At 56.3% G+C, this 23,290-nt stretch carries 19 protein-coding genes; 10 read left to right on the top strand and 9 right to left on the bottom strand.

What is annotated here, in order from left to right; translation table 11 throughout:
* Positions 1 to 182: 182 nt before the first annotated feature.
* Entirely contained in the window at positions 183 to 923 is a 741-nt protein-coding gene (cysQ, locus tag ACTJJA_RS11420) for a 3'(2'),5'-bisphosphate nucleotidase CysQ (RefSeq protein ID WP_440668046.1), read from the top strand.
* Here the strand turns inward: cysQ and ACTJJA_RS11415 are convergent.
* Complete coding sequence (locus tag ACTJJA_RS11415; protein ID WP_440668044.1) at positions 917 to 1,474, bottom strand: YtfJ family protein; 558 nt, start codon at positions 1,472 to 1,474, stop codon at positions 917 to 919. The genes cysQ and ACTJJA_RS11415 overlap by 7 nt on opposite strands.
* 325 nt (positions 1,475 to 1,799) lie before the next feature.
* Between ACTJJA_RS11415 and ACTJJA_RS11410 the strand changes: the two genes are divergently transcribed.
* Positions 1,800 to 2,006: a DUF1107 domain-containing protein gene (locus tag ACTJJA_RS11410; protein WP_003856054.1), complete on the top strand. Its 207-nt coding sequence runs from the start codon at positions 1,800 to 1,802 to the stop codon at positions 2,004 to 2,006.
* 70 nt (positions 2,007 to 2,076) lie between these two features.
* Here the strand turns inward: ACTJJA_RS11410 and ACTJJA_RS11405 are convergent, their stop codons facing one another.
* From ACTJJA_RS11405 to ACTJJA_RS11380, 6 genes are all read right to left on the bottom strand, one after another.
* Positions 2,077 to 3,414, bottom strand: a complete 1,338-nt coding sequence (locus ACTJJA_RS11405; RefSeq protein ID WP_042715770.1) for a hemolysin family protein — start codon at positions 3,412 to 3,414, stop codon at positions 2,077 to 2,079.
* A gap of 196 nt (positions 3,415 to 3,610) precedes the next feature.
* Positions 3,611 to 5,158 (bottom strand): MFS transporter, encoded by a 1,548-nt coding sequence (locus ACTJJA_RS11400; protein ID WP_089599724.1) that lies wholly within the window; start codon positions 5,156 to 5,158, stop codon positions 3,611 to 3,613.
* Between the two features lie 79 nt (positions 5,159 to 5,237).
* Positions 5,238 to 6,260: a Gfo/Idh/MocA family protein gene (locus ACTJJA_RS11395; RefSeq protein ID WP_440668041.1), complete on the bottom strand. Its 1,023-nt coding sequence runs from the start codon at positions 6,258 to 6,260 to the stop codon at positions 5,238 to 5,240.
* Between the two features lie 12 nt (positions 6,261 to 6,272).
* Entirely contained in the window at positions 6,273 to 7,340 is a 1,068-nt protein-coding gene (locus ACTJJA_RS11390) for a Gfo/Idh/MocA family protein (RefSeq protein ID WP_440668038.1), read from the bottom strand.
* An 11-nt stretch (positions 7,341 to 7,351) separates the two neighbouring features.
* Positions 7,352 to 8,521: a Gfo/Idh/MocA family protein gene (locus ACTJJA_RS11385; RefSeq protein ID WP_440668036.1), complete on the bottom strand. Its 1,170-nt coding sequence runs from the start codon at positions 8,519 to 8,521 to the stop codon at positions 7,352 to 7,354.
* Between the two features lie 16 nt (positions 8,522 to 8,537).
* On the bottom strand, positions 8,538 to 9,689 hold the full coding sequence (locus ACTJJA_RS11380) for a Gfo/Idh/MocA family protein (protein WP_440668034.1): 1,152 nt from the start codon (positions 9,687 to 9,689) through the stop codon (positions 8,538 to 8,540).
* A gap of 192 nt (positions 9,690 to 9,881) precedes the next feature.
* Here ACTJJA_RS11380 and ACTJJA_RS11375 point away from each other — a divergent pair, with 192 nt between their 5' ends.
* On the top strand, positions 9,882 to 10,940 hold the full coding sequence (locus tag ACTJJA_RS11375) for a LacI family DNA-binding transcriptional regulator (protein ID WP_440668032.1): 1,059 nt from the start codon (positions 9,882 to 9,884) through the stop codon (positions 10,938 to 10,940).
* Here ACTJJA_RS11375 and msrA read toward each other — a convergent pair whose 3' ends face one another.
* Positions 10,941 to 11,582, bottom strand: a complete 642-nt coding sequence (gene msrA, locus ACTJJA_RS11370; protein ID WP_440668030.1) for a peptide-methionine (S)-S-oxide reductase MsrA — start codon at positions 11,580 to 11,582, stop codon at positions 10,941 to 10,943. It abuts the gene before it with no gap.
* Between the two features lie 225 nt (positions 11,583 to 11,807).
* Between msrA and tamA the strand changes: the two genes are divergently transcribed.
* Genes tamA through ACTJJA_RS11355 form a run of 3 tightly spaced genes read left to right on the top strand, consistent with a single transcriptional unit; the run spans position 11,808 to position 17,661 of the window.
* Positions 11,808 to 13,541 (top strand): autotransporter assembly complex protein TamA, encoded by a 1,734-nt coding sequence (gene tamA, locus ACTJJA_RS11365; RefSeq protein WP_440668028.1) that lies wholly within the window; start codon positions 11,808 to 11,810, stop codon positions 13,539 to 13,541.
* A complete protein-coding gene (tamB, locus tag ACTJJA_RS11360) occupies positions 13,538 to 17,314 on the top strand; it encodes an autotransporter assembly complex protein TamB (RefSeq protein ID WP_440668026.1) in 3,777 nt (1,258 codons plus the stop codon). The genes tamA and tamB overlap by 4 nt, the downstream gene beginning before the upstream one ends.
* Positions 17,315 to 17,316: 2 nt before the next feature.
* Complete coding sequence (locus ACTJJA_RS11355; RefSeq protein WP_010427401.1) at positions 17,317 to 17,661, top strand: gamma-glutamylcyclotransferase family protein; 345 nt, start codon at positions 17,317 to 17,319, stop codon at positions 17,659 to 17,661.
* Between the two features lie 177 nt (positions 17,662 to 17,838).
* On the opposite strand, the gene ppa is transcribed toward ACTJJA_RS11355, so the two are convergent.
* Entirely contained in the window at positions 17,839 to 18,369 is a 531-nt protein-coding gene (ppa, locus tag ACTJJA_RS11350; protein WP_020684412.1) for an inorganic diphosphatase, read from the bottom strand.
* 309 nt (positions 18,370 to 18,678) lie between these two features.
* On the opposite strand from ppa, the gene ytfQ reads away from it, so the two are divergent.
* From ytfQ to yjfF, 4 genes are all read left to right on the top strand, one after another.
* Entirely contained in the window at positions 18,679 to 19,635 is a 957-nt protein-coding gene (gene ytfQ, locus ACTJJA_RS11345; protein WP_014882271.1) for a galactofuranose ABC transporter substrate-binding protein YtfQ, read from the top strand.
* A 104-nt stretch (positions 19,636 to 19,739) separates the two neighbouring features.
* Positions 19,740 to 21,242 (top strand): galactofuranose ABC transporter, ATP-binding protein YtfR, encoded by a 1,503-nt coding sequence (ytfR, locus tag ACTJJA_RS11340; protein ID WP_440668023.1) that lies wholly within the window; start codon positions 19,740 to 19,742, stop codon positions 21,240 to 21,242.
* 10 nt (positions 21,243 to 21,252) lie between these two features.
* On the top strand, positions 21,253 to 22,278 hold the full coding sequence (gene ytfT, locus ACTJJA_RS11335; protein WP_172411126.1) for a galactofuranose ABC transporter, ATP-binding protein YtfT: 1,026 nt from the start codon (positions 21,253 to 21,255) through the stop codon (positions 22,276 to 22,278).
* Entirely contained in the window at positions 22,265 to 23,266 is a 1,002-nt protein-coding gene (yjfF, locus tag ACTJJA_RS11330) for a galactofuranose ABC transporter, permease protein YjfF (protein WP_042714276.1), read from the top strand. The genes ytfT and yjfF overlap by 14 nt, the downstream gene beginning before the upstream one ends.
* Positions 23,267 to 23,290: the final 24 nt, after the last annotated feature.

Raw genomic sequence — 23,290 nt, 5'->3', positions numbered from 1 at the left:
TCCTTTTTTCGATCCAAGCCACAAAAGATTATGTATGTATATCGCGTTGCTTACAGAAGTGTGAATCCTGCCAGAAATAAGGGTAGTGAAACCGGAATTGCTTCACAGATAGCAGAATTGTTCACATTACGATATAAATAAAACAACGAGTTATGACCACTGCGTTAACGAAGAGGTGGAGAATGTTAGATAAAATTTGTCAGCTCGCACGGGATGCGGGTGATGCCATTATGCAAGTGTACGACGGCGATAAGCCGATGGACGTTGTCAGCAAAGCGGATGACTCCCCGGTCACGGCGGCGGATATCGCGGCGCATGGCGTGATCCTGAAAGGTTTGCAGGCGTTAACGCCGGATATTCCCGTCCTGTCAGAAGAAGCGCCGCAGGGCTGGGACGAGCGCCAGCACTGGCAGCGTTACTGGCTGGTGGATCCGCTGGACGGAACGAAAGAGTTCATCAAGCGCAACGGTGAGTTTACCGTCAACATCGCCCTGATTGAGAAGGGAAAAGCGGTGCTCGGCGTGGTCTACGCACCGGTAATGAAAGTCATGTACAGCGCTGCGGAAGGTAAAGCCTGGAAGGAAGAGTGCGGCGTGCGTAAGCAGATTCAGGTGCGTGATGCGCGTCCACCGCTGGTGGTGATCAGCCGTTCCCACAGCGACAGCGAACTGCAGGAGTATTTGCAGCAGCTGGGTGAACACCAGACGACGTCGATTGGTTCATCGCTCAAGTTCTGCCTGGTGGCGGAAGGACATGCGCAGCTTTACCCGCGATTTGGGCCAACCAACGTCTGGGACACGGCGGCAGGGCACGCGGTAGCGGCGGCGGCCGGTGCGCATGTTCATGACTGGCAGGGTAAGCCGCTGGACTATACCCCGCGCGAATCGTTCCTCAACCCTGGCTTCCGGGTTTCAATTTACTGAGCCAGCAGCTTGTGCAGCAGAGCAACCACCTGCTGCACTTCCTCTTGTGTCAATCCGCCGTCCTTCACCCACTGCACGCGTCCCTCTTTATCGAGCACCACAATCGCAGAGCTCTCTTCGTCAAGCTGCCACGCCTTACGCGTCACGCCATTGCTGTCGACGATAAATTGCGACCACGGGTAGAGCTTTTTGTTGCTCTCCAGGCTCGAGCGCACAAACATGCCGGAGCCGGGGATGGCATCATCGGTGTTCACAATGGTGGTGGTCTGGTAGCGATCGTGCGGGAATTTTGCGGCCTTGATCGCTTCCACCAGGGTAGCGTTTTTCTCTTTCGCGGATGTACGACCGGCAATATGTTGTACAACTCTCACTTTGCCCGCAAGCTGCGCGCTATTCCAGGCTTTGTAGCTAAACTTATCATTGTCGAGAATCAATTCTCCCCGGTCAGCAATGCCGGCTGGCGGTACGCGTTGTCCTTTTTCAATCGTGTGAGCGCAAGCCCACAGGGGCAGCAGCAGGCAGGCTGCTGCAAGGATATTACGTAGGGTCATGGTGTTTCCTTTTTTGTTAGCAGGTGATCCGACCACTTGGTCTTACGCTTTTAATCATAAGTGCGATCAATGGGGTTTTCCCGCAATCCCGATGCCAGTTTGCGGGTGAACGCACATATCCATGAAAAAACGACGGCTTATACTGCCCTGAGTCACGGTTTGCAAAGATTATTCTGAATAATTGTAATCAAACGGTAAATAAACTTATGCACACTGGGTAACAACGTAGTTCTGGTCTATAGTCATTGGGCAATAAAATTTGCGCTCAGGACAGTCGGGCCGATTGTGGCACCGCAAGAGCGTATGATTCGCAGGAGATACAAGAATGAAAATTTTCCAACGCTACAACCCGCTTCAGGTGGCGAAGTACGTGAAGATCCTGTTCCGTGGACGGTTGTATATCAAGGATGTTGGCGCTTTTGAATTTGATAAGGGCAAAATCCTTATCCCAAAAGTGAAGGACAAACAGCACCTGTCTGTGATGTCCGAAGTCAACCGTCAGGTTATGCGTCTGCAGACTGAGATGGCTTAACCAACGTGCTATGCAGTAGTTAAAAAGACGGCTCCCAATGGGAGCCGTTGATGTATGTGGGGCAGGGACTTTACGCCGACACCTTCTCTTCCGCATCCGGCAGCTTCGGCACCAGCACGGTCGGTTTGTTATCGATGCGCGTCACCAGCAGCTGGTCGATGCGGTAGTTATCAATATCCACCACTTCAAACTTGTAGCCGGAAAACTTCACCGAGTCGGTACGTTTCGGGATTTTACGCAGCATAAACATCATAAAGCCGCCGATGGTCTCGTAGTTGCCCGACTGCGGGAACTCGTCGATGTCCAGCACGCGCATCACGTCTTCAATCGGCGTACCGCCGTCGATCAGCCATGAGTTTTCGTCACGCTGAACAATCTGCTCTTCCAGCCCCTGGCCCACCAGATCGCCCATCAGCGTGGTCATCACGTCGTTCAGGGTGATGATACCCACCACCAGCGCGTATTCGTTCATGATCACCGCGAAGTCTTCCCCGGCGGTTTTGAAACTTTCCAGCGCTTCTGAGAGCGTCAGAGTGTCCGGCACAATCAGGGTATTGCGGATCTGCACACCGCTGTTCAGCGCCAGACTCTGGTTGGCCAGCACGCGGTTCAGCAGGTCTTTGGAGTCGACGTAACCGATGATGTGGTCAATATCTTCATTACAGACCAGGAACTTAGAGTGCGGATGCTGCGCCACTTTGTTCTTCAGGCTCTGCTCATCTTCGTGTAAATCGAACCAGATAATGTTCTCACGGCCCGTCATGGAAGACGGCACGGTACGGGATTCGAGTTCGAAAACGTTCTCAATCAGCTCGTGCTCCTGCTTGCGCAGCACCCCGGCCAGCGCCCCGGCTTCTACAACCGCATAAATGTCGTCGGAGGTGATGTCATCTTTACGCACCATCGGCAGCTTAAAGATGCGGAAAATCACGTTTGCCAGGCCGTTGAAGAACCACACCAGCGGGCGGAACACGTACAGGCAGAAGCGCATCGGGTTGATGATACGCAAAGCCACGGCTTCTGGCGCAATCATACCGATGCGTTTCGGGGTCAGGTCTGCGAAGAGGATGAACAGGCCTGTCACCAGCGAGAAGGAGAGAATAAAGCTCAGCTGTTCGGCCAGTTCAACGGACATGTACTGCACAAACAGGCTATAAAACGCCGGGGAAAACGCCGCATCACCCACGATACCGCCGAGAATGGCGACCGCGTTAAGGCCAATCTGCACCACGGTGAAGAACATGCCGGGGTTTTCCTGCATTTTCAGGATGCGCGTGGCGTTGATGTTGCCTTCATCGGCAAGCAGCTTAAGTTTGATTTTACGGGACGCGGCCAGCGAGATCTCGGATATCGAGAAAAATGCACTGACGGCAATAAGGCAAAGTATTACTAAAATACTGTTTAACATAGTTTATCCGGCTTCTCGCCAGATCCTCAGAAGGGGAGTTGATACCATTTGTGTGAAGACACATTGAACGTCAGCTCGTAGCGTTGAGCCGATTATTTCAGCGGGTAGTATAGCGTAAAGAGATGTAAATCTGCCAGAGGTCACATTTTGGGCAAAAAAAGGCCGGGCAGGTGGGGTGCCTGCCCGGCATATGTCGCTATTTGACGGTCGACAGCGGGACGTTACCCACTGCACGGCGCGTTGCATCGCCTCCCCACACCTGGTCATACTCGTAGCCCGTCAGCTGCTTGATCACCACGCGGGTTTTCTCGTCGCAGTCGCGATAATCGCCGCCCAGCTTGCGGCGGGCAATTTCTTTGAGCAGTACCTTGTGTGTCTCACGGGTCAGCTTGAATTTGTATGTCGTGAAGAAGCTGACGGTCAGCAGGGCTGCCGTGGCGAAAATCATCAGCCCGATAATGGCACCCAGCGCGCTTTCAGGCTGCGCACCGCTGCCCTTCACGAAACCGGACTCCTGCAGCACCAGGCCGATAATCATGATGGCAATCGCCACGGTGCTTTTGCGGGTCAGCACCATCACCCCGGCAAAAATCCCTTCGCGGCGCTGCTGCGTGACCATCTCGTCAATGTCCGGAATAAAGCTGTAAATATTCCAGGGGATGTAATACAGGCCGGAACGTGCCGCACCGAGCAGGATAAAGACCGCTGAGAAGAGCAGCGTCGGCACCTGCGTTTTGGTGAGGTAGACCGTAAACAGAAACGCCAGCACCAGGAAGATACAGCCGTACGAGAGCCGCAGGGCGGCAGAAGGCGTCATGTTTAGCCGGTTCAACAGCAGCATAAACCCATACGTGCCCGGTACCGAGGCAAAGGCCGCAATGCTTAGCCAGCCGGAAACCGCAGAGGCATCCTGGCTCAGGCAATACACCACGTAATAGGTAAAGACTGAACCGAATACATCCATCGCGGTAAAAGAAAAAATATAGATGAGTATATGCAGGCGGAACGCACGGATGCGGAATGACGAAAAGAGATCAAGCACCAGATATTTTAAGTGATTCCCCAGGCCGCCTTTACGCTGATTATCCACCTTGAAGTTCGATTCCTGATGAACATCTTTTGCTTCCCAGGTGGTGTACCAGGTAATAAATACCGCCAGGCAGAATACGCAGGAAAATATCAGTCCGGTGAGGGTATAGGTAAACGGATTATCTTTGCCGGTGAATTGCATAATCACACCGGGGACCGATACAGCAAGAAAACCGCCCAGCTGTGAGCAGATCATCCGCACGCCCGAAAGGCGGCTGCGCTCTTCGTAGCGGTTGGTCATTTCTGCCGCCAGCGTCTCCCAGGGCACCAGCACCATTGCCGACAGCAGTTCGATAGACAGATAGGTGCCCAGGTAGTACCAGTATCCCATGTCCGTCATCCAGAGCAGGGCGTACAGAAACATTAACGGGGAGCTGAGTAATAAAAAGAAGCGGCGACGACCAAATTTTCGTCCAAGCCAGGTATCCCCGAAATTATCGGTGATATAACCCATAATGGGACTTAATAACGCATCAATGACGCGGGCAATGGCAAATATTGAGCCCGCTTCAATCACAGAGAGTCCGCAATAGGTGGTGTAAAAAAATAACAGCCAGGTGCCGATAATGGCGAAAGCGCCTCCGCCAAACAGATCGGTTATGCCGTAGCCAAGCGCTACGCCATAACCAACTCTACGTTCAGTTGGTTTGACCATAATAATATCCAGTGTAGGGTAATGTTTAACCTGTATGTCAGGTCGTGTTTTTATTAACGTCTGGATTGCACATTACGTTCTAGTTATTGATCTCTATCCATTGTCGTAATTGAGATGAGCGATAAATGGCCTCCACAAGGGTGAGTGATTTGCCGGCTTCATGGATATCGGTGTAATCCCTGTTTTCCGGATGAATAAGGGCGTGATAAAAGCGACGGATAGCCTGTTGATGACCCAGACCCCAGTAGCTTTTGACCGAGCCGTCGGGTGAATCGTCGGTTGTCAGTTTGAGGCGTTCACCGGGCGTGATACGCCAGAGAACGTTGTGTTCCAGCAGCAGTGAACCGTGTTCACAGTGGATCTCCAGCAGGAGAGGGGAATCCGTGGTGTGGCAGTTGGTGGCATAAAACAGGCCGCGCGCGCCGTTGGCGAAATGCAGCGTCGCCATCGCGCTGTCTTCCCCTTCGGTCACGTTTGCCAGTTCTCCGCTATCGACTACGCCTTTCAGCCGCGTGACGCCGCCGCCAAACCACTGCATCAGGTCGAGGGTGTGGATTGCCTGGTTGATCAGCAGGCTGCCGCCTTCGGTCGCCAGTCGCCCACGCCACGGGCTGTCGGTGTAGTAGGTGCCGAAGCGTGACCAGGTTAATACCGCCTTGATGCTGAGCATCTTACCCAGCCCGCCATGGGCTAACTCCTGACGCACGCGCAGGCTGGTGGGGTTGAGTCGGTTCTGGTAGCAGACGCCAAGCTGCCCCTCCGCCTGCTCAACGGCGCGGGCGATATCGACCAGTTCACTGCCGTTCATGCCCACCGGCTTTTCACAGAAAACGTGTTTTCCGGCAGCCAGCGCCGCCAGGATCATGTTTTTATGTTCAAAGTGAGGCGTGCAGATATGCACCACGTCGATGCTGTCATCCAGCAGCATTTCCCGGTAATCCTGATAAAAGCGGCACCGATAGTCCATCGCCAGCTTTAGCCCTTTGACGCTGTCGATATCCACCAGCGCGCGTAGCGCCACGTCAGGAATTTGGCGGAGAGCATTCACATGGCAGACGTGGATCGCACCGCCGCCAATAATTGCCGTGTTCAGGATCGTCATCGTTGCCTCCCGTTATTCCGTCGCGTTGGCCAGCATCTGAGCCTTCACGCACAGTTCGGCAGCTTTGAAAGCGTGTGCCTGCGTCATGGCGTTTTCGGTGCGGTGCAGGCAGTCGAGGATCAGCTCGCCAAAGAACGGGAACCCGACCTGTCCGGCCACCGGATAACGGAATTCCCCCTCTTTATTGACGAGATACACCACATCCTGTTCGCCACGGGTGAGATCGACGTATTTGCGGATCTCAATATATCCGTCGGTGCCGAGCAGCGTCAGGCGGCCATCGCCCCAGGTGGAGAGTCCGTCCGGCGTGAACCAGTCGCAGCGGAAATAGCCGCTGGCCCCGTTTTCGCCTTTGATCATCGCATCGCCGAAATCTTCAAACGCCGGATACTGAGGATGGTTGACATTGCGGGCCTGGCTGGCGACCACGCATGCCTCACTGTTGCCGGTATAAAACAGGAACTGCTCAATCTGGTGGCTGCCGATATCGCACAGAATGCCGCCGAAGTAGCGACGATCGTAGAACCAGTCCGGGCGGCCCGTGCCTTCCCGGTGTGGGCCGGTTCCCAGGGTCTGCACGACGCGGCCAATGGCGCCTTGCTGCACCAGCTGCCCGGCAAAAACCGCGCTCTCGACGTGAAGACGCTCGCTGTAGTACACCGCATATTTCCGCCCGGTTTTTTCAACCATCGCTTTGGCGTCCGTCAGCTGTTCAAGGGTGGTGAGCGGCGCTTTGTCGGTGAAGTAATCTTTTCCCGCCGCCATCGCTTTCAGCCCCAGCGCGCAGCGCTCGGAAGGAATTGCTGCTCCCGCAACCAGACGCACCTCGTCGTCGTTGAGGATCACCTCCAGAGACTCAGCCACTTTTGCCTGCGGGTACTGCTGGATAAATTTATCCACTTTGGCCGGATCGGGGTCGTATACCCACTTCAGCGTGGCTCCGGCTTCTATCAGGCCGTTACTCATCCCGTAGATATGGCCGTGGTCGAGCGCGGCGGCGGCGAAGACGAATTCACCCTCGCGGACAACCGGCTGCGGTTTGCCCACCGGGGCGTAGTTCATACCGTCATTCTTGTTCATGGTGTCACTCCTTAATCCAGATCTTTGCCGAGGGGAATCGCACCCACTTCGCTGAAGTTGGCGACGCTTGCGGATTTTTCATAAAAACGGGGGGCGAGGGCGTTGGTCCCGCCGGTACGGTAAAACGGATCGTCGCGGCCAATGGGCAATGAGACGACAGCGCGAGTGATGGCTGATTTATAAATGGCGGTAATCAGCTCCAGCGAGCGTTTGCCCTGCACGCCGTCTACCAGCGGCGCCGTGCCGTGCTCAATGGCATAAAGCAGGTCATTGATCTGCCCGGTGTGCAGCGTCCACTCGAGCTTTGGCGTCTCCTGAAAAACGGCGTTGAGCTGTGCTTCTCGCTGCTGGTCGTGGGTTTCCTGCGGGAAGCCGTTATCGGCGCTGACGCTGGCAAAGGCCTGCCACGGCGCAGAGATGCGCGCCTTATCACCCTGAATGATCATTTTCTGATCTTCGCCGTGGTGCACCACCGAGGCGGTCAACTGCGTGAGCGCGCCGCTGGGGTATTTGAAGATCGCGGCGCTGAGGTCTTCGACTTCAGCGTTGTCGTGCGCCACGTTGGTCATCATCGCCACCACCTCGGACGGGAAGCCGAGCATCCACTGAATGGCGTCGATGTGGTGAACAGCGTGGTTAAGGGTGCAGCCGCCACCCTCTTTTTCCCAGGTGCCGCGCCACCACAGGTCGTAGTAGCAGTGACCGCGCCACCAGAACGAATCCACCTGCGCATGGCAGACTTTCCCGGCAAGGCCGGAGTCCAGCGCCGCTTTTAAGCGCCAGAAGGCATCGGTAAAGCGGTTCTGGGCAATGATGGAGAGCGTTTTACCGCTGGCCTGTTGGGCGGCGATCATCGCGTCGCACTCCTCCAGCGAGGCGGCCATCGGTTTTTCGCACAGCACGTGGCAACCGGCGTTGAGCGCGTCGATACTGATCTCTGCGTGGACGTAGGGCGGCGTGCAGACGTCGACGATGTCGACATTCGGCTCAGATTCCAGCATCTGCCGGTGGCTTTCATACACGCGGGCATCTGCCAGGCCGTAGCGCGTTTTTTTCTCTTCCGCTTTTTCCGGGTAGATATCCACCAGCGCAACGATCCGGCAGCGCGGACCAAACTGCAAATAGCCCTGAATATGGTTATGCGAGATATTCCCCGTTCCCACAATGGCGACATTTAACATCGTTTCTTCTCCGGAGTTACCAGGTGCCAGAGGCATCCAGCGTGACGCTGGCTGTCTCTTTAGCCACTGAGGTGCTGATGCGTTGCTGAAGCAGGCGCAGATACTGTTTTTCGTTGAGCGGCAGCTCGACCCAGTCGTCTGTCCAGGTGGAAAGGTGCATGGCGTTAGAGAGCGTGAGCCCATGGATCCCTTCCAGACCCGGCGCAATCAGCGGTTCGCCGCGCAGGATGGCCGCACAGAAGTTGGCGGTAATGATGTGATGTTCGCTGTATTCAGGGGCGACGGGGATAGAGACTTCCCAGCACTCAGGCTCCCCAAAGCCGTTCTGCCAGCGGGCATTAAAGGCGGTTTCGGATTCGCGCAGTCGCCAGTAGCGCAGTTTCCCCTCCTCGACGACCACTTTGCCACGATCGCCCGCTATTTCCAGGCGGTTGGTGCCCGGCGTTTCGGCGACGGTAGTGATAAATACGCCGGTGGCACCGTTGGCATACTCGGCGTAGGCGGTGACCTCGTCTTCCACTTCGATATCGCGATGCTTACCGAACTGGCAGAACGCGCGCAGGCGGACCGGCATGCCGACCAGCCACTGCCAGAGATCGAGCTGATGCGGGTCCTGGTTGAGCAGCACGCCGCCGCCTTCACCTTTCCAGGTGGCGCGCCAGCCGCCGGAGTTGTAGTAGCTCTGCGAGCGATACCAGTTGGTGATGATCCAGTTTGAACGGCGGATTTCACCCAGCTCGCCGCTGTCGATCAGATCTTTCACTTTCTGGTAGAGCGGATTCGGGCGCTGGTTGTACATGATGCCGAACACCACGTCGCACGCCTGGGCACAGGCGTTCATCTCCTGAACCTGCGCCGTGTACACGCCCGCCGGTTTTTCACACAAGGTATGGATGCCGTTGCGCATCGCCAGCATCGACAGGCGCGGGTGCTCATAGTGCGGCGTGGCGACAATGACCGCATCGATAAGCCCGCTCTGGAGCATCTCCTGCGCATCGCTAAACAGTGGGAGGGTGCCGACCATCTGACGAATGGCAGGATGCTTTTCCAGCGCGTTATCGCAAACTGCCGCCAGGCAGGCGTCGCTGACGGTACCTGCCAGTAAATAGCGCGCGTGGACCGTGCCAATATTACCTATACCAATAATGCCAAAACGTACCTTCTCCATGTCTCACCTTAATTTCAGTCGAAAAGAGTGATGACCGGAAAATAGGAAAGCTCAGGCGCAGCGACAATGTGTTTTTGTGAGAATACTCGCAAGGTCAATAAGTAAACTCTAACCATCTTGAAATTTAGTTTTAAAATCAATGCGCTGTTTCTGCAAATATTTGCAAAAACTGATTGGGAGCGAGGTCACACTATGGCGGGTAAGTTAAAAATGGAGGAAATTTCCTCCCTGACGGGCTATTCCGTTAGCACTGTCTCAAGGGTGCTAAGCGGGAAGTCGTATACCAGCGATAAGGCCCGGGAAGCGATTGTTCGCACCGCGCGGGAATTAGGTGTCCTTGAATCCATGGCAAGCGGGCGGCTATTAATTAACGGTATCGCTGTTTTTGCGCCGGAAAGAACCTTTCAGGGCCGCGGCGATATTTTTTATCTCGAAGTGACCAAAGGAATAACCGAAGCCAGCGCGCCGCATAATGTCTGGGTCAGCTATTGCGGATTAGAAGAACAGCACGCCGATGTAAAACTGTTTCTGGAAAAGGCCAGTCATAAAAATATCAACGCGATAATTATCATTGGCACGGATGATTCCACCATATTTAAACTGGCCAGCACGCTCAATAAACCCTGCGTTTTAATTAATTCCGTCGACAGGGATCGGGTGCTGGACTCCGTTTCGCCCGACCATCGGGCCATTGGTTTTACCGCCATGCAGCACCTTTTTGAGCAGGGACACCGCCGGGTGCTGACCTTAACGTGTCTGCGGCGGGATACGCTCTATGCTCGCCTGGATGGGATCAAAGAGGCGTACCGCCATTTTCACATTGCCTTTGAGCCACGACGTGATTTGTTAGTGACGGAGTGGTTTACCGCGGAAGAGGCCGAACAGGCGCTGGATGAGTGGCTGTCGAGTCACGATAAAGCCCAGTGGCCGGAAGTGATTTTCCCCAACAGTACCAGCATGGTGGAGGGGGTGATCAGAGCGTTGACGCGTCACGGGCTTCGTATCCCGGAAGACATTTCACTCATCACCACCGATTTTGCCTGGAATTTAGCGCACCGCCTGGAAAAACCGGTCACCGGCGTCACGGTGCCCTGTCGTGAACTGGGGATAGAAGCGGTGCATTTGCTGCAAACGCGGCTCAACCGACCTCAGGCGCCGGTTTATAATTTGCTGTTGCAGGGGAAGGTGATGGATTTTGGTTCGGTGAGTAATGCGACGCGCCACGCGGCTCGCGTGGCGCTAGACCAGTGATCAGGCCAGCTGTGGCGGCAGGCAGACGCCGATGCCTCCGATACCGCAGTAGCCATACGGGTTTTTATGCAGATATTGCTGGTGGTCGTCCTCGGCATAATAGAACGGCTTCGCGGTGGCGATTTCCGTGGTCACCTCGCGCGTATCGCCCGCGTCATGCATGGCTTTCTGAAAACGCTCGAGGCTGGCGCGCGCGGCGGCATCCTGCTCGGGTGTGAGCGGATAAATGGCCGAACGGTACTGGGTGCCGTGATCGTTACCCTGACGCATGCCCTGCGCCGGGTCGTGATTTTCCCAGAACACCTGCAGCAGTTGTTCGTAGCTGATGATGGCCGGGTCATACACTACGCGAACCGCTTCCGCGTGACCGGTATCGCCGGAGCACACTTCGCGGTAGGTTGGGTTTGGCGTGTAACCGCCGGTATAGCCTGCTGCGGTACTGTAAACGCCGGGCAGTTGCCAGAACAAACGTTCAACTCCCCAGAAGCAGCCCATGGCGAACAGGGCGATCTCCATTCCATCAGGAACGTTTGTCATTGAATGGTTGTTTACGGCGTGTAAGGTCGCCACAGGCATAGGGGTGTTGCGTCCCGGTAATGCATCTGCTTGTGAAACCAGATGCTTTTTGTCGAATAAACTCACGATGGTGCCTCCCGGGTAGCGATGTTTCGGTTAAGGTTGTCACGAAGCGTTTAATTGAACACAATAAATGCGCTGAATAAGTCTAGATTTAATCATAAGAAATATTTGGGTGTTACACCCATTTTCAACCCACGATTTGGGTTTTTGGCTAACAGGCCGTTTTTTTGCCGCAGAGCGGCATTTCATTTGCTTCCAGGGTGGAAACAGGGATATTCAGGAGAAAACGTGACAAAAATCCGCCAGTTATGTTTGGTCAGTGTATTGCTGACAAGCGGGGTTGCCAGCGCGGCGAATGTCCGTTTGCAGGTTGAGGGGTTATCCGGGGCGCTGGAAAAAAACGTGCGCGCGCAGTTATCGACGATCCAGAGTGACGAAGTGACGCCGGACCGGCGTTTTCGCGCGCGCGTGGATGACGCGATCCGCGAAGGACTGAAAGCGCTGGGGTATTACGAACCCACCATTGATTTCGACCTCCGCCCGCCACCAAAGAAGGGGCGTCAGGTGCTGATTGCCCGCGTCTCAGCGGGTGAGCCGGTATTGATTGGCGGTACCAACGTGGTGCTGCGCGGCGGCGCGCGTACGGATCGGGATTACCTGGATCTGCTGAGTACCCGTCCTAAAGTTGGCACCGTTCTGAATCACGGCGACTACGATCATTTTAAAAAATCCTTAACCAACGTAGCGCTACGTAAAGGCTATTTCGACAGCCAGTTTAATAAAAGCCAGCTTGGCGTAGCGCTGGAGAGGCGTCAGGCCTTCTGGGACATCGACTACGACAGCGGTGAACGCTATCGTTTTGGCGATGTGACGTTCGAAGGATCGCAGATCCGCGAGGGGTACCTGCAAAACCTGATACCGTTTAAAAAAGGCGACTATTACCAGTCGAGCGACCTGGGCGAACTCAACCGCCGTTTGTCGGCAACCGGCTGGTTTAACTCGGTGATTGTCGCGCCGGAATTTGAAAAGTCCCGTAAAACGAAAGTCTTGCCGCTGCATGGCGTGGTCTCTCCGCGCACCGAGAACACCATTGAAACCGGTGTGGGCTATTCGACGGACGTTGGCCCACGCGTGAAAACCTCGTGGAAAAAACCGTGGATGAACTCCTACGGCCACAGCCTGACCACCAGTCTGAGCCTCTCTGCGCCTGAGCAGCAGCTGGATTTCAGCTACAAAATGCCGCTGCTGAAAAATCCGCTTGAGCAGTATTACCTTCTGCAGGGCGGCTTTAAGCGCACCGACCTGAACGACACCGAGCAGGACTCAACGACGCTTGCCGTATCGCGTTTCTGGGATCTTTCAAGCGGCTGGCAGCGCGCCATTAACCTGCGCTGGAGCCTCGACCACTTTACCCAGGCCAACGTCACCAATACCACCATGCTGCTTTATCCGGGCGTGATGATCAGCCGCACCCGCTCGCGCGGGGGCCTGATGCCGACCTGGGGCGACTCACAGCGCTACTCCATCGATTATTCCAACACCGCCTGGGGCTCCGACGTGGACTTCTCCGTCTTTCAGGCGCAAAACGTCTGGATCCGTACGCTGTATGACAAACACCGCTTTGTGATGCGCGGCAACCTGGGCTGGATTGAAACGGGCGATTTCGAACGCGTGCCGCCCGATCTGCGCTTCTTCGCCGGGGGCGACCGCAGCATTCGCGGCTATAAGTTCAAATCTATCTCACCGGAAAACGAAAAAGGCCAGCTGACCGGGGCATCCAAACTGGCGACCGGCTCGCTGGAGTATCAGTACAACGTCAGCGGCAAGTGGTGGGGAGCGATGTTCGTTGACGGCGGTGAGGCGGTAAACGATATCCGCCGCAGCGATTTCAAAACCGGCGCGGGCGTAGGCGTGCGCTGGCAGTCACCCGTCGGGCCCATCAAGCTCGATTTCGCCGTTCCGGTGGGCGACAAAGACGAACACGGTTTACAGTTTTACATCGGTCTGGGGCCTGAATTATGAGTTTATGGAAGAAGATAAGCCTCGGCGTACTGATTTTTATCGTGCTGCTGCTCGGTACGGTGGCGTTTCTGGTGGGCACCACCACCGGCCTGCATCTGCTGTTTAACGCGGCTAACCGCTGGGTGCCGGGGCTGGAAATTGGGCAGGTGACGGGCGGCTGGCGCGACCTGCGTTTGAAGAACATTCGTTATGAGCAGCCGGGCGTGGCCGTTAATGCAGGCGAATTCCATCTGGCCGTGAAGCTGGGCTGCCTGCGGGACAGTAAGCTCTGCGTGAACGATCTGTCTCTAAAAGATGTGAACGTGGCGATAGATTCAAAAAAAATGCCAAAGTCTGCGCCGGTTGAGGAAGAGGACAGCGGCCCGCTGAATCTTTCCACACCGTACCCGATTGCGCTCTATCGGGTGGCGCTGGATAACGTCAATATCAAAATCGACGACACCACCGTGTCCGTGATGGATTTCACCTCCGGCCTGCGCTGGCAGGAGAAAAACCTTACCCTGACGCCAACGTCCCTGCAGGGGCTGCTGATTGCGCTACCGAAAGTGGCCGACGTGGCGCAGGAAGAGATTGTCGAGCCGAAGATCCAGAACCCGCAGCCGGAAGAAAAGCCGCTGGGTGAAACGCTGAAAGATCTCTTCTCGAAACCGGTTCTGCCGGAGATGACCGACGTGCATCTGCCGCTGAACCTCAACATTGAGGAATTCAAAGGCGAACAGCTGCGTCTGACGGGCGATACCGACCTGACGGTCTATAACATGCTGCTGAAAGTCAGCAGCATTGACGGCAACATGAAGCTCGACGCGCTGGATATCGACACCAATCAGGGCTCTGTCAATGCGTCAGGGAATGCCCTGCTGCGCGACAACTGGCCGGTGGATATCACCCTCAACAGCGCCCTGAACATCGACCCGCTGAAGGGTGAAAAGGTGAAGGTCAACGTCGGCGGCGCGCTGCGCGAGAAGCTGGAATTCGGCGTTAACCTCTCCGGCCCGGTGGATATGGTGCTGCGCGGGCAAACCCAACTGGCAGAAGCCGGTTTACCGCTCAACCTGGAAATTGTCAGCAAACAGCTTTACTGGCCGTTCACCGACGAAAAACAGTTCCAGGCCGATGACCTGAAGCTGAAGCTGAGCGGCAAGATGACCGATTACACGTTGTCATTCAGCACCGCGGTGAAGGGGCAGGGCGTGCCGCCCGCGAACATTACGCTGGATGCAAAAGGCAACGAACAGCAGGTTAACCTCGACAAGCTGACCGTCGCGGCGCTGGAAGGCAAAACCGAGCTGACCGCGCTGCTCGACTGGCAGCAGGCAATCAGCTGGCGCGGCGAGCTGAAGCTGACGGGCATTAACACCGCCAAAGAGGTGCCGGACTGGCCGTCGAAACTGGACGGCCTGATTAAAACCCGCGGCAGCCTGTACGGCGGCACCTGGCAGATGGACGTACCGGAAATCAAGCTCACCGGGAACGTGAAGCAGAACAAGGTTAACGTTGAAGGTTCGTTGAAAGGCAACAGCTATCTGCAGTGGATCATCCCGGGGCTGCACGTGGCGCTGGGCCGCAACACGGCGGATATCAAAGGCGAGCTGGGCGTGAAGGATCTCAACCTGGATGCCACCATCGACGCGCCGAATCTGGATAACGCCCTGCCGGGTCTTGGCGGCACGGCGAAAGGGTTGGTGAAGGTGCGCGGTACGGTGGAGGCGCCGCAGCTGCTGGCGGATATCACCGCCAATAACCTGCGCTGGCAGGAACTGTCCGTCGCCCGCGTTCGCGTTGAAGGAGATGTAAAATCCACCGATCAGATCGGCGGCAATCTGAACCTGCGCGTGGAGCGAATCTCTCAGCCGGATGTGAACATCAATCTGGTGACGCTGGAAGCCAAAGGCAACGAGAAGCAGCATGACCTCCAGCTGCGCGTGCAGGGCGAACCGGTATCCGGCCAGCTCCATCTGACGGGAAGTTTCGACCGCAAAGCGGAACGCTGGAAGGGGCAGTTAGATAACACCCGCTTCAGCACGCCGGTTGGGCCGCTGGCGCTGTCTCGCTCGATTGCGCTGGACTACCGCAACGCCGAGCAGAAGATCAGCATCGGACCGCACTGCTGGACCAACCCTAACGCAGAACTTTGCGTACCGCAGACTATTGATGCGGGGGCAGAAGGGCGCGCACAGATTAACCTCAACCGCTTCGATCTGGCGATGCTAAAGCCGTTTATGCCGGATACGACCCAGGCCAGCGGCGTCTTTAGCGGTAAAGCGGATGTCGCATGGGACACCACCAAAGAGGGGCTGCCGCAGGGCAGCGTGACGCTCTCCGGGCGTAACGTGAAGGTGACGCAAGAAGTTAACGACGCACCGCTGCCGGTGGCGTTCGACACCCTGAACCTGAGTGCCGATCTGCGTAACAACCGTGCTGAGCTGGGATGGACGATCCGCCTGACCAACAACGGTCAGCTGGACGGGCAGGTGCAGATTACCGATCCGCAAGGGCGGCGTAATCTCGGCGGTAACGTGAATATCCGCAATTTCAACCTGGCGATGGTGAACCCCATTTTCGCGCGCGGGGAAAAAGCTGAGGGACTGCTCAATGCCAATCTGCGTCTGGCTGGCAACGCGGAAAGCCCGCAGCTGTTTGGGCAGATGCGGCTCAGCGGGCTCGATATTGACGGTAACTTTATGCCGTTCGACATGCAGCCGAGCCAGATTGCACTGAACTTCAACGGCATGAGTTCGACGCTGAGCGGCTCGGTGCTGACCCAGCAGGGGCAAATTAATCTGAGCGGTGATGCTGACTGGAGCCAGCTTGATAACTGGCGCGCACGCATCGCGGCGAAGGGGAGCCGGGTACGCATCACCGTACCGCCGATGGTGCGTCTGGATGTCTCACCTGACGTCGTCTTTGAGGCGACACCGAGCCTGTTCACTCTGGACGGTCGTGTCGACGTGCCGTGGGCGCGTATCGTGGTTCACGAGGTACCGGAAAGTGCAGTCGGCGTCTCCAGCGATGAAGTTATGCTCAATGAAAATCTGAAACCTGTTGAACAACAGAGCGCAGGCATACCAATCAATAGTAATCTTATCGTGCACGTGGGGAATAACGTGCGGTTGGATGCGTTTGGGCTGAAGGCGAGACTCACGGGCGATCTGAAAGTGGCGCAGGACAGTCAAGGGCTGGGCCTCAACGGGCAAATCAATATTCCTGATGGGCGTTTCCACGCCTATGGTCAGGATCTGATTGTGCGTAAAGGCGAGCTGTTATTCTCCGGTCCACCGGATCAGCCGGTGCTCAATATCGAAGCCATTCGTAACCCTGAAGCGACTGAAAACGATGTGATTGCTGGCGTGCGTGTCACCGGCTCTGCCGACGAACCCAAAGCGGAGATCTTCTCCGACCCGGCCATGTCGCAGCAAGAAGCACTTTCTTATCTCCTGCGTGGACAGGGACTGGATAGTGCACAAGGCGATGGTGCTGCGATGACATCAATGTTAGTGGGTCTGGGGGTTGCACAAAGTGGTCAGGTTGTGGGTAAAATCGGCGAGACGTTCGGCGTAAGCAATCTGGCGCTGGACACCCAGGGCGTGGGCGACTCCTCGCAGGTGGTGGTCAGCGGCTATGTACTGCCGGGTCTGCAGGTAAAATATGGTGTGGGGATCTTTGACTCACTGGCAACACTCACGCTACGCTATCGCCTGATGCCTAAGCTATATCTGGAAGCAGTGTCCGGCGTAGACCAGGCACTTGATCTGCTCTATCAGTTTGAGTTTTAGCAATGCGAATATTTGTGTACGGCAGTTTACGAACCAAGCAAGGCAACAGTCACTGGATGACCAATGCCCTGCTGCTGGGGAATTACAATATCGAGAACTACCAGTTGTACAGTCTGGGCCACTATCCAGGCGCGGTTCCGGGGGAAGGAACAGTACAGGGTGAAGTTTATCGTATTGACAATGCTACGCTTGCCGAACTTGATGCCTTGCGCACCAGGGGCGGTGAATACGCTCGCCAGTTGATCCAGACGCCATACGGAAGTGCGTGGATGTACGTTTATCAGCGTCCTGTTGATGGGCTAACGCGGATTGAAAGCGGTAACTGGTTAGACAGAGACCAGTACTGAAAAAAAACAACGCCACCGTGAGGTGGCGTTGTTTTTTTGCGACTCTTGCCGGGTCGCGCTGTGCTTACCTGGCCTGCAATGAACATGTAGGCCCGTGCAAGCGTAGCGCCGCCGGGCAAAACTCTCCAGCCACAAAAAAGCCCCGACATGCGGGGCTTTGTCGATCGGCAGTAAGAATTACTTCTTAGCAGCGCGCTCGAAAGAGGCGATGATTTCTGCTTTCGCCGCTTCAGCGTTGTCCCAGCCGTCAACCTTAACCCACTTGCCTTTCTCGAGGTCTTTGTAGTGCTCGAAGAAGTGGCTGATCTGCGCTTTCAGCAGTTCTGGCAGGTCGTTCACATCTTTAATGTGATCGTACTCTTTGCTCAGCTTGGTGTGCGGTACCGCAACCAGTTTCGCATCTTCACCGGCTTCGTCGGTCATTTTCAGCACGCCAACTGGACGGCAGCGAATGACTGAGCCTGGCTGCAGTGGGTATGGCGTTGGGACCAGCACGTCAACCGGATCTCCGTCCAGAGACAGGGTGTTGTTGATGTAACCGTAGTTGCATGGGTAGAACATCGCGGTAGACATAAAGCGGTCAACGAACAGCGCACCAGTGTCTTTGTCGATTTCGTATTTGATAGGATCTGCGTTAGCCGGGATTTCGATAACTACGTAGATGTCTTCTGGCAGTTCTTTACCCGCAGGGACGTTGAGTAAGCTCATGTCGGTGTCCTTTAAAATGGATGGTAAACAAGTGGCAGGTATTATAGCCAACTCGCGCTGAATGTCTCCGCCTGTTTTCGCCATCTTCCCTCGTTAACCCCACTTTTCAGACCGTTTCCATGACAGGAAAATCCATAAACTCAGCCGCATTTTTAATGGTGAAATGAAAGCGATTACAAACTTGTGATTAACGTTTTATTCACTTTTCTGAAGTGTGATGTAACGCAATTCGTTACATATTTCATTGGCTATAGTCATTTCGCAGAACATCTTTTAACCAACAATAACTCACCCTACGAGGACGTTCATATGTGGAAGCGCTTACTTCTTGTCACAGCAGTTTCGGCAGCCATGTCGTCTATGGCGATGGCCGCACCTTTAACCGTAGGTTTTTCGCAAGTCGGCTCTGAATCCGGCTGGCGCGCGGCAGAAACCAACGTAGCAAAAAGCGAGGCCCAGAAACGCGGGATCACGCTGAAAATCGCCGATGGTCAGCAAAAACAAGAGAACCAGATCAAAGCCGTACGCTCCTTTATCGCCCAGGGCGTAGATGCCATCTTTATTGCGCCCGTCGTGGCGACCGGCTGGGAGCCCGTACTGAAGGAAGCGAAAGACGCGGAGATCCCGGTCTTCCTGCTCGATCGTTCCATTGATGTAAAAGACAAATCTCTCTATATGACCACCGTGACGGCCAATAACGTTCTTGAAGGACAGTTAATTGGTGACTGGCTGGTGAAACAGGTCGACGGCAAGCCGTGTAACGTCGTTGAACTGCAGGGCACCGTCGGTGCGAGCGTGGCCATCGACCGTAAGAAAGGCTTTGCTGAAGCCATCGCCAAAGCGCCAAACATCAAAATTATCCGTTCTCAGTCCGGTGACTTTACCCGCAGTAAGGGCAAAGAGGTCATGGAAAGCTTTATCAAGGCTGAAAACAACGGCAAGAACATCTGCATGGTTTACGCCCACAACGATGACATGGTGATCGGTGCGATTCAGGCGATTAAAGAAGCGGGTCTGAAACCGGGCAAAGATATCCTCACCGGCTCTATCGACGGCGTGCCGGACATCTACAAAGCGATGATCGACGGTGAAGCCAACGCCAGCGTGGAGTTGACGCCGAACATGGCGGGCCCGGCATTCGACGCGCTGGAGAAATTCAAAAAAGACGGCACGATGCCTGAGAAAGTGACGGTCACCAAGTCCACGCTCTACCTGCCTGACACGGCAAAAGAAGAGTTAGAGAAGAAGAAAAATATGGGCTACTGATCCAGTGAAATTGCCGGGTGGCGCTGCGCTTACCCGGCCTACGATACGCTCTTTTGTAGGCCGGATAAGCGTAGCGCCATCCGGCTTGATGCAGGGGGAAAACCATGACCACTGAACAACACCAGGAAATCCTCCGCACAGAGGGCTTGAGTAAATTCTTCCCCGGCGTGAAGGCGCTGGATAACGTCGATTTCAGCCTGCGTCGCGGTGAGATCATGGCGCTGCTGGGCGAGAACGGCGCGGGGAAATCGACGCTGATCAAAGCGCTGACCGGCGTGTATCACGCCGATCGCGGCACCATCTGGCTGGAAGGTAACGCCATTTCGCCAAAAAATACCGCCCATGCCCAACAGTTGGGGATCGGGACGGTGTATCAGGAAGTCAACCTGCTGCCAAACATGTCGGTGGCGGATAACCTGTTTATTGGCCGTGAGCCACGCCGTTTTGGCCTGCTGCGCCGCAAAGAGATGGAAGCGCGGGCGACAAAACTGATGGAATCGTACGGCTTCTCCCTCGACGTCCGCGAGCCGCTGAACCGCTTTTCCGTGGCGATGCAGCAGATCGTCGCTATCTGCCGGGCTATCGATCTCTCGGCAAAGGTGCTGATCCTCGATGAACCCACCGCCAGCCTGGATACCCAGGAAGTCGAAATGCTCTTCACCCTGATGCGCCAGCTGCGCGATCAAGGCGTGAGCCTGATCTTCGTTACGCACTTCCTCGATCAGGTGTATGAAGTGAGCGATCGCATCACGGTGCTGCGCAACGGCAGCTTTGTCGGCTGCCGCGAAACCCGCGAGCTACCGCAGATTGAGCTGGTGAAAATGATGCTGGGCCGAGAGCTGGAAACCAACGCCCTTCAGCGTGCAGGGCGCACGCTGCTGAGCGAAAAACCGGTCGCCGCGTTCAGTGATTACGGCAAAAAAGGGGTGATCTCGCCGTTTAACCTTGAGGTTCGCCCCGGTGAGATTGTTGGCCTGGCGGGCCTGCTAGGCTCAGGCCGAACCGAAACCGCCGAGGTGATCTTCGGGATCAAACCTGCCGACAGCGGCAGGGCGCTGATCAGGGGCAAACCGCAAACCCTGCGATCGCCGCATCAGGCGTCCTGTCTGGGCGTCGGCTTCTGCCCGGAAGACCGGAAAACGGACGGTATTATTGCCGCCGCCTCGGTGCGGGAAAACATCATTCTGGCGCTACAGGCGCAGCGCGGGTGGCTGCGTCCCATTCCGCGTAAAGAACAAAACGCCATTGCCGAGCGCTTTATCCGTCAGCTTGGTATTCGCACCCCGAGCGCGGAACAGCCCATTGAATTTCTCTCCGGCGGTAACCAGCAGAAGGTGCTCCTCTCGCGCTGGCTGCTGACCAAACCGCAGTTCCTGATCCTCGACGAGCCGACGCGCGGCATTGATGTAGGCGCGCACGCCGAAATTATCCGGCTTATCGAAACGCTGTGCGCGGACGGTCTGGCGCTGCTGGTCATTTCGTCCGAGCTTGAGGAGCTGGTGGGTTATGCCGATCGCGTCATTATCATGCGCGATCGCAAGCAGGTGGCAGAGATCCCGCTGGATAAGCTGTCCGTTCCGGCAATCATGAATGCCATCGCGGCGTAAGGAGCTAATCGTGATGCCCCGTTCACTTTCGCAAACCGGTGAGTCAAAGCGCCGCTTTAGCTGGCCGACCGGCACGCCGCAAATCGCGGCGCTGCTGGTGGTACTGCTGGTGGATAGCCTGGTCGCGCCGCATTTCTTCCAGATCATCGTGCAGGATGGCCGCCTGTTTGGCAGCCCGATTGATATCCTGAACCGTGCTGCGCCCGTCGCGCTGCTGGCGATTGGTATGACGCTGGTGATCGCCACCGGCGGGATTGACCTCTCCGTCGGCGCGGTGATGGCGATTGCTGGCGCCACCGCCGCCTCAATGACCGTCGCCGGGCACAGCCTGCCGGTGGTGCTGCTGGCCGCACTGGGCTCCGGGGTATTAGCCGGGCTCTGGAACGGCATTCTGGTGGCGGTGCTGAAAATTCAGCCCTTTGTTGCCACCCTGATACTGATGGTGGCCGGGCGCGGCGTGGCGCAGCTGATTACGTCCGGGCAGATCGTCACCTTTAACTCCCCGAGCCTGGCGTGGCTCGGTAGCGGCAACCTTCTGTTCTTCCCGACGCCGGTGATTATTGCCCTCGTGACGCTGGTTATCTTTTGGCTCTTTACCCGCAAAACGGCGCTCGGCATGTTTATTGAAGCGGTGGGGATCAACATCCGCGCCGCGCGTAACGCCGGGGTCAACACCCGCTTGATGGTGATGCTGACCTACGTGCTGAGCGGCGTGTGCGCCGCCATCGCCGGGGTCATCGTCGCGGCGGATATTCGCGGGGCCGATGCCAACAACGCCGGGTTATGGCTGGAGCTGGACGCGATCCTCGCGGTGGTGATCGGCGGCGGGTCGCTGATGGGCGGGCGCTTTAACCTGCTGCTCTCGGTGGTGGGGGCGCTGATCATTCAGGGCATGAACACTGGCATCCTGCTCTCGGGATTCCAGCCGGAACTCAACCAGGTGGTGAAAGCGGTGGTCGTGCTCTGCGTGCTGATCGTCCAGTCGCCGCGCTTTGTCAGCATCATTAAGGGGATCCGTGGCCATGATAAAACGTAATTTGCCGTTGATGATCACGCTGGGCGTGTTTGTGCTGGGGTATCTCTACTGCCTCACCCAGTTTCCCGGTTTCGCCTCCACACGTGTGATCTGCAATATCCTGACCGATAACGCCTTTTTAGGCATCATCGCCGTAGGGATGACCTTTGTGATCCTCTCCGGCGGGATCGATCTCTCCGTCGGCTCGGTGATCGCGTTTACGGGCGTGTTCCTCGCGAAGGCCATTGGGTTCTGGGGCATCTCTCCGCTGGTGGCATTCCCGCTGGTGCTGGCGATGGGCTGCGCGTTTGGTGCCTTTATGGGGTTGCTGATCGACGCGCTGAAAATTCCTGCCTTTATCATCACCCTCGCCGGGATGTTCTTCCTGCGCGGCGTGAGCTATCTGGTGTCGGAGGAGTCGATCCCGATTAACCACCCCATCTACGACACGCTCTCCAGCCTGGCGTGGAAAATCCCCGGCGGCGGCCGCCTGAGCGCGATGGGGCTGCTGATGCTGGGCGTGGTGGTGATTGGCATCTTCCTCGCCCACCGCACCCGGTTTGGCAATCAGGTCTACGCCATTGGCGGTAACGCCACGTCGGCCAACCTGATGGGGATCTCCACCCGCAGCACCACCATCCGCATCTATATGCTGTCGACCGGGCTGGCGACGCTGGCGGGGATCGTCTTCTCTGTGTATACCCAGGCCGGTTACGCGCTGGCGGGCGTCGGCGTTGAGCTGGATGCGATTGCTTCTGTGGTTATCGGCGGCACGCTGCTCAGCGGCGGGGTAGGCACGGTGCTGGGCACGCTGTTCGGCGTGGCGATCCAGGGGCTGATTCAGACCTACATTAACTTCGACGGCACGCTCAGCTCGTGGTGGACGAAGATCGCCATCGGCATTTTGCTGTTTATTTTTATTGCCCTGCAGCGCGGTCTGACGGTGCTCTGGGAGAACCGCCAGAGCTCGCCTGTTACCCGCGTAAACACATCGGTAACAGAGCCATAACACGCTGAAATTGCTTAAAGTCTA

This window comes from Enterobacter sp. 22452 (assembly GCF_052045065.1).
Classification (GTDB): Bacteria; Pseudomonadota; Gammaproteobacteria; order Enterobacterales; family Enterobacteriaceae; genus Enterobacter; species Enterobacter mori.
This window is presented reverse-complemented; position numbering and strand designations above follow the sequence as displayed.

Bases quoted from the DNA above. Each gene is read 5' to 3' on its own strand.
- cysQ (WP_440668046.1), top strand. From the start codon at position 183: ATGTTAGATAAAATTTGTCAGCTCGCACGGGATGCGGGTGATGCCATT.
- ACTJJA_RS11415 (WP_440668044.1), bottom strand. From the start codon at position 1,474: ATGACCCTACGTAATATCCTTGCAGCAGCCTGCCTGCTGCTGCCCCTG.
- ACTJJA_RS11410 (WP_003856054.1), top strand. From the start codon at position 1,800: ATGAAAATTTTCCAACGCTACAACCCGCTTCAGGTGGCGAAGTACGTG.
- ACTJJA_RS11405 (WP_042715770.1), bottom strand. From the start codon at position 3,414: ATGTTAAACAGTATTTTAGTAATACTTTGCCTTATTGCCGTCAGTGCA.
- ACTJJA_RS11400 (WP_089599724.1), bottom strand. From the start codon at position 5,158: ATGGTCAAACCAACTGAACGTAGAGTTGGTTATGGCGTAGCGCTTGGC.
- ACTJJA_RS11395 (WP_440668041.1), bottom strand. From the start codon at position 6,260: ATGACGATCCTGAACACGGCAATTATTGGCGGCGGTGCGATCCACGTC.
- ACTJJA_RS11390 (WP_440668038.1), bottom strand. From the start codon at position 7,340: ATGAACAAGAATGACGGTATGAACTACGCCCCGGTGGGCAAACCGCAG.
- ACTJJA_RS11385 (WP_440668036.1), bottom strand. From the start codon at position 8,521: ATGTTAAATGTCGCCATTGTGGGAACGGGGAATATCTCGCATAACCAT.
- ACTJJA_RS11380 (WP_440668034.1), bottom strand. From the start codon at position 9,689: ATGGAGAAGGTACGTTTTGGCATTATTGGTATAGGTAATATTGGCACG.
- ACTJJA_RS11375 (WP_440668032.1), top strand. From the start codon at position 9,882: ATGGCGGGTAAGTTAAAAATGGAGGAAATTTCCTCCCTGACGGGCTAT.
- tamB (WP_440668026.1), top strand. From the start codon at position 13,538: ATGAGTTTATGGAAGAAGATAAGCCTCGGCGTACTGATTTTTATCGTG.
- ACTJJA_RS11355 (WP_010427401.1), top strand. From the start codon at position 17,317: ATGCGAATATTTGTGTACGGCAGTTTACGAACCAAGCAAGGCAACAGT.
- ppa (WP_020684412.1), bottom strand. From the start codon at position 18,369: ATGAGCTTACTCAACGTCCCTGCGGGTAAAGAACTGCCAGAAGACATC.
- ytfQ (WP_014882271.1), top strand. From the start codon at position 18,679: ATGTGGAAGCGCTTACTTCTTGTCACAGCAGTTTCGGCAGCCATGTCG.
- ytfR (WP_440668023.1), top strand. From the start codon at position 19,740: ATGACCACTGAACAACACCAGGAAATCCTCCGCACAGAGGGCTTGAGT.
- yjfF (WP_042714276.1), top strand. From the start codon at position 22,265: ATGATAAAACGTAATTTGCCGTTGATGATCACGCTGGGCGTGTTTGTG.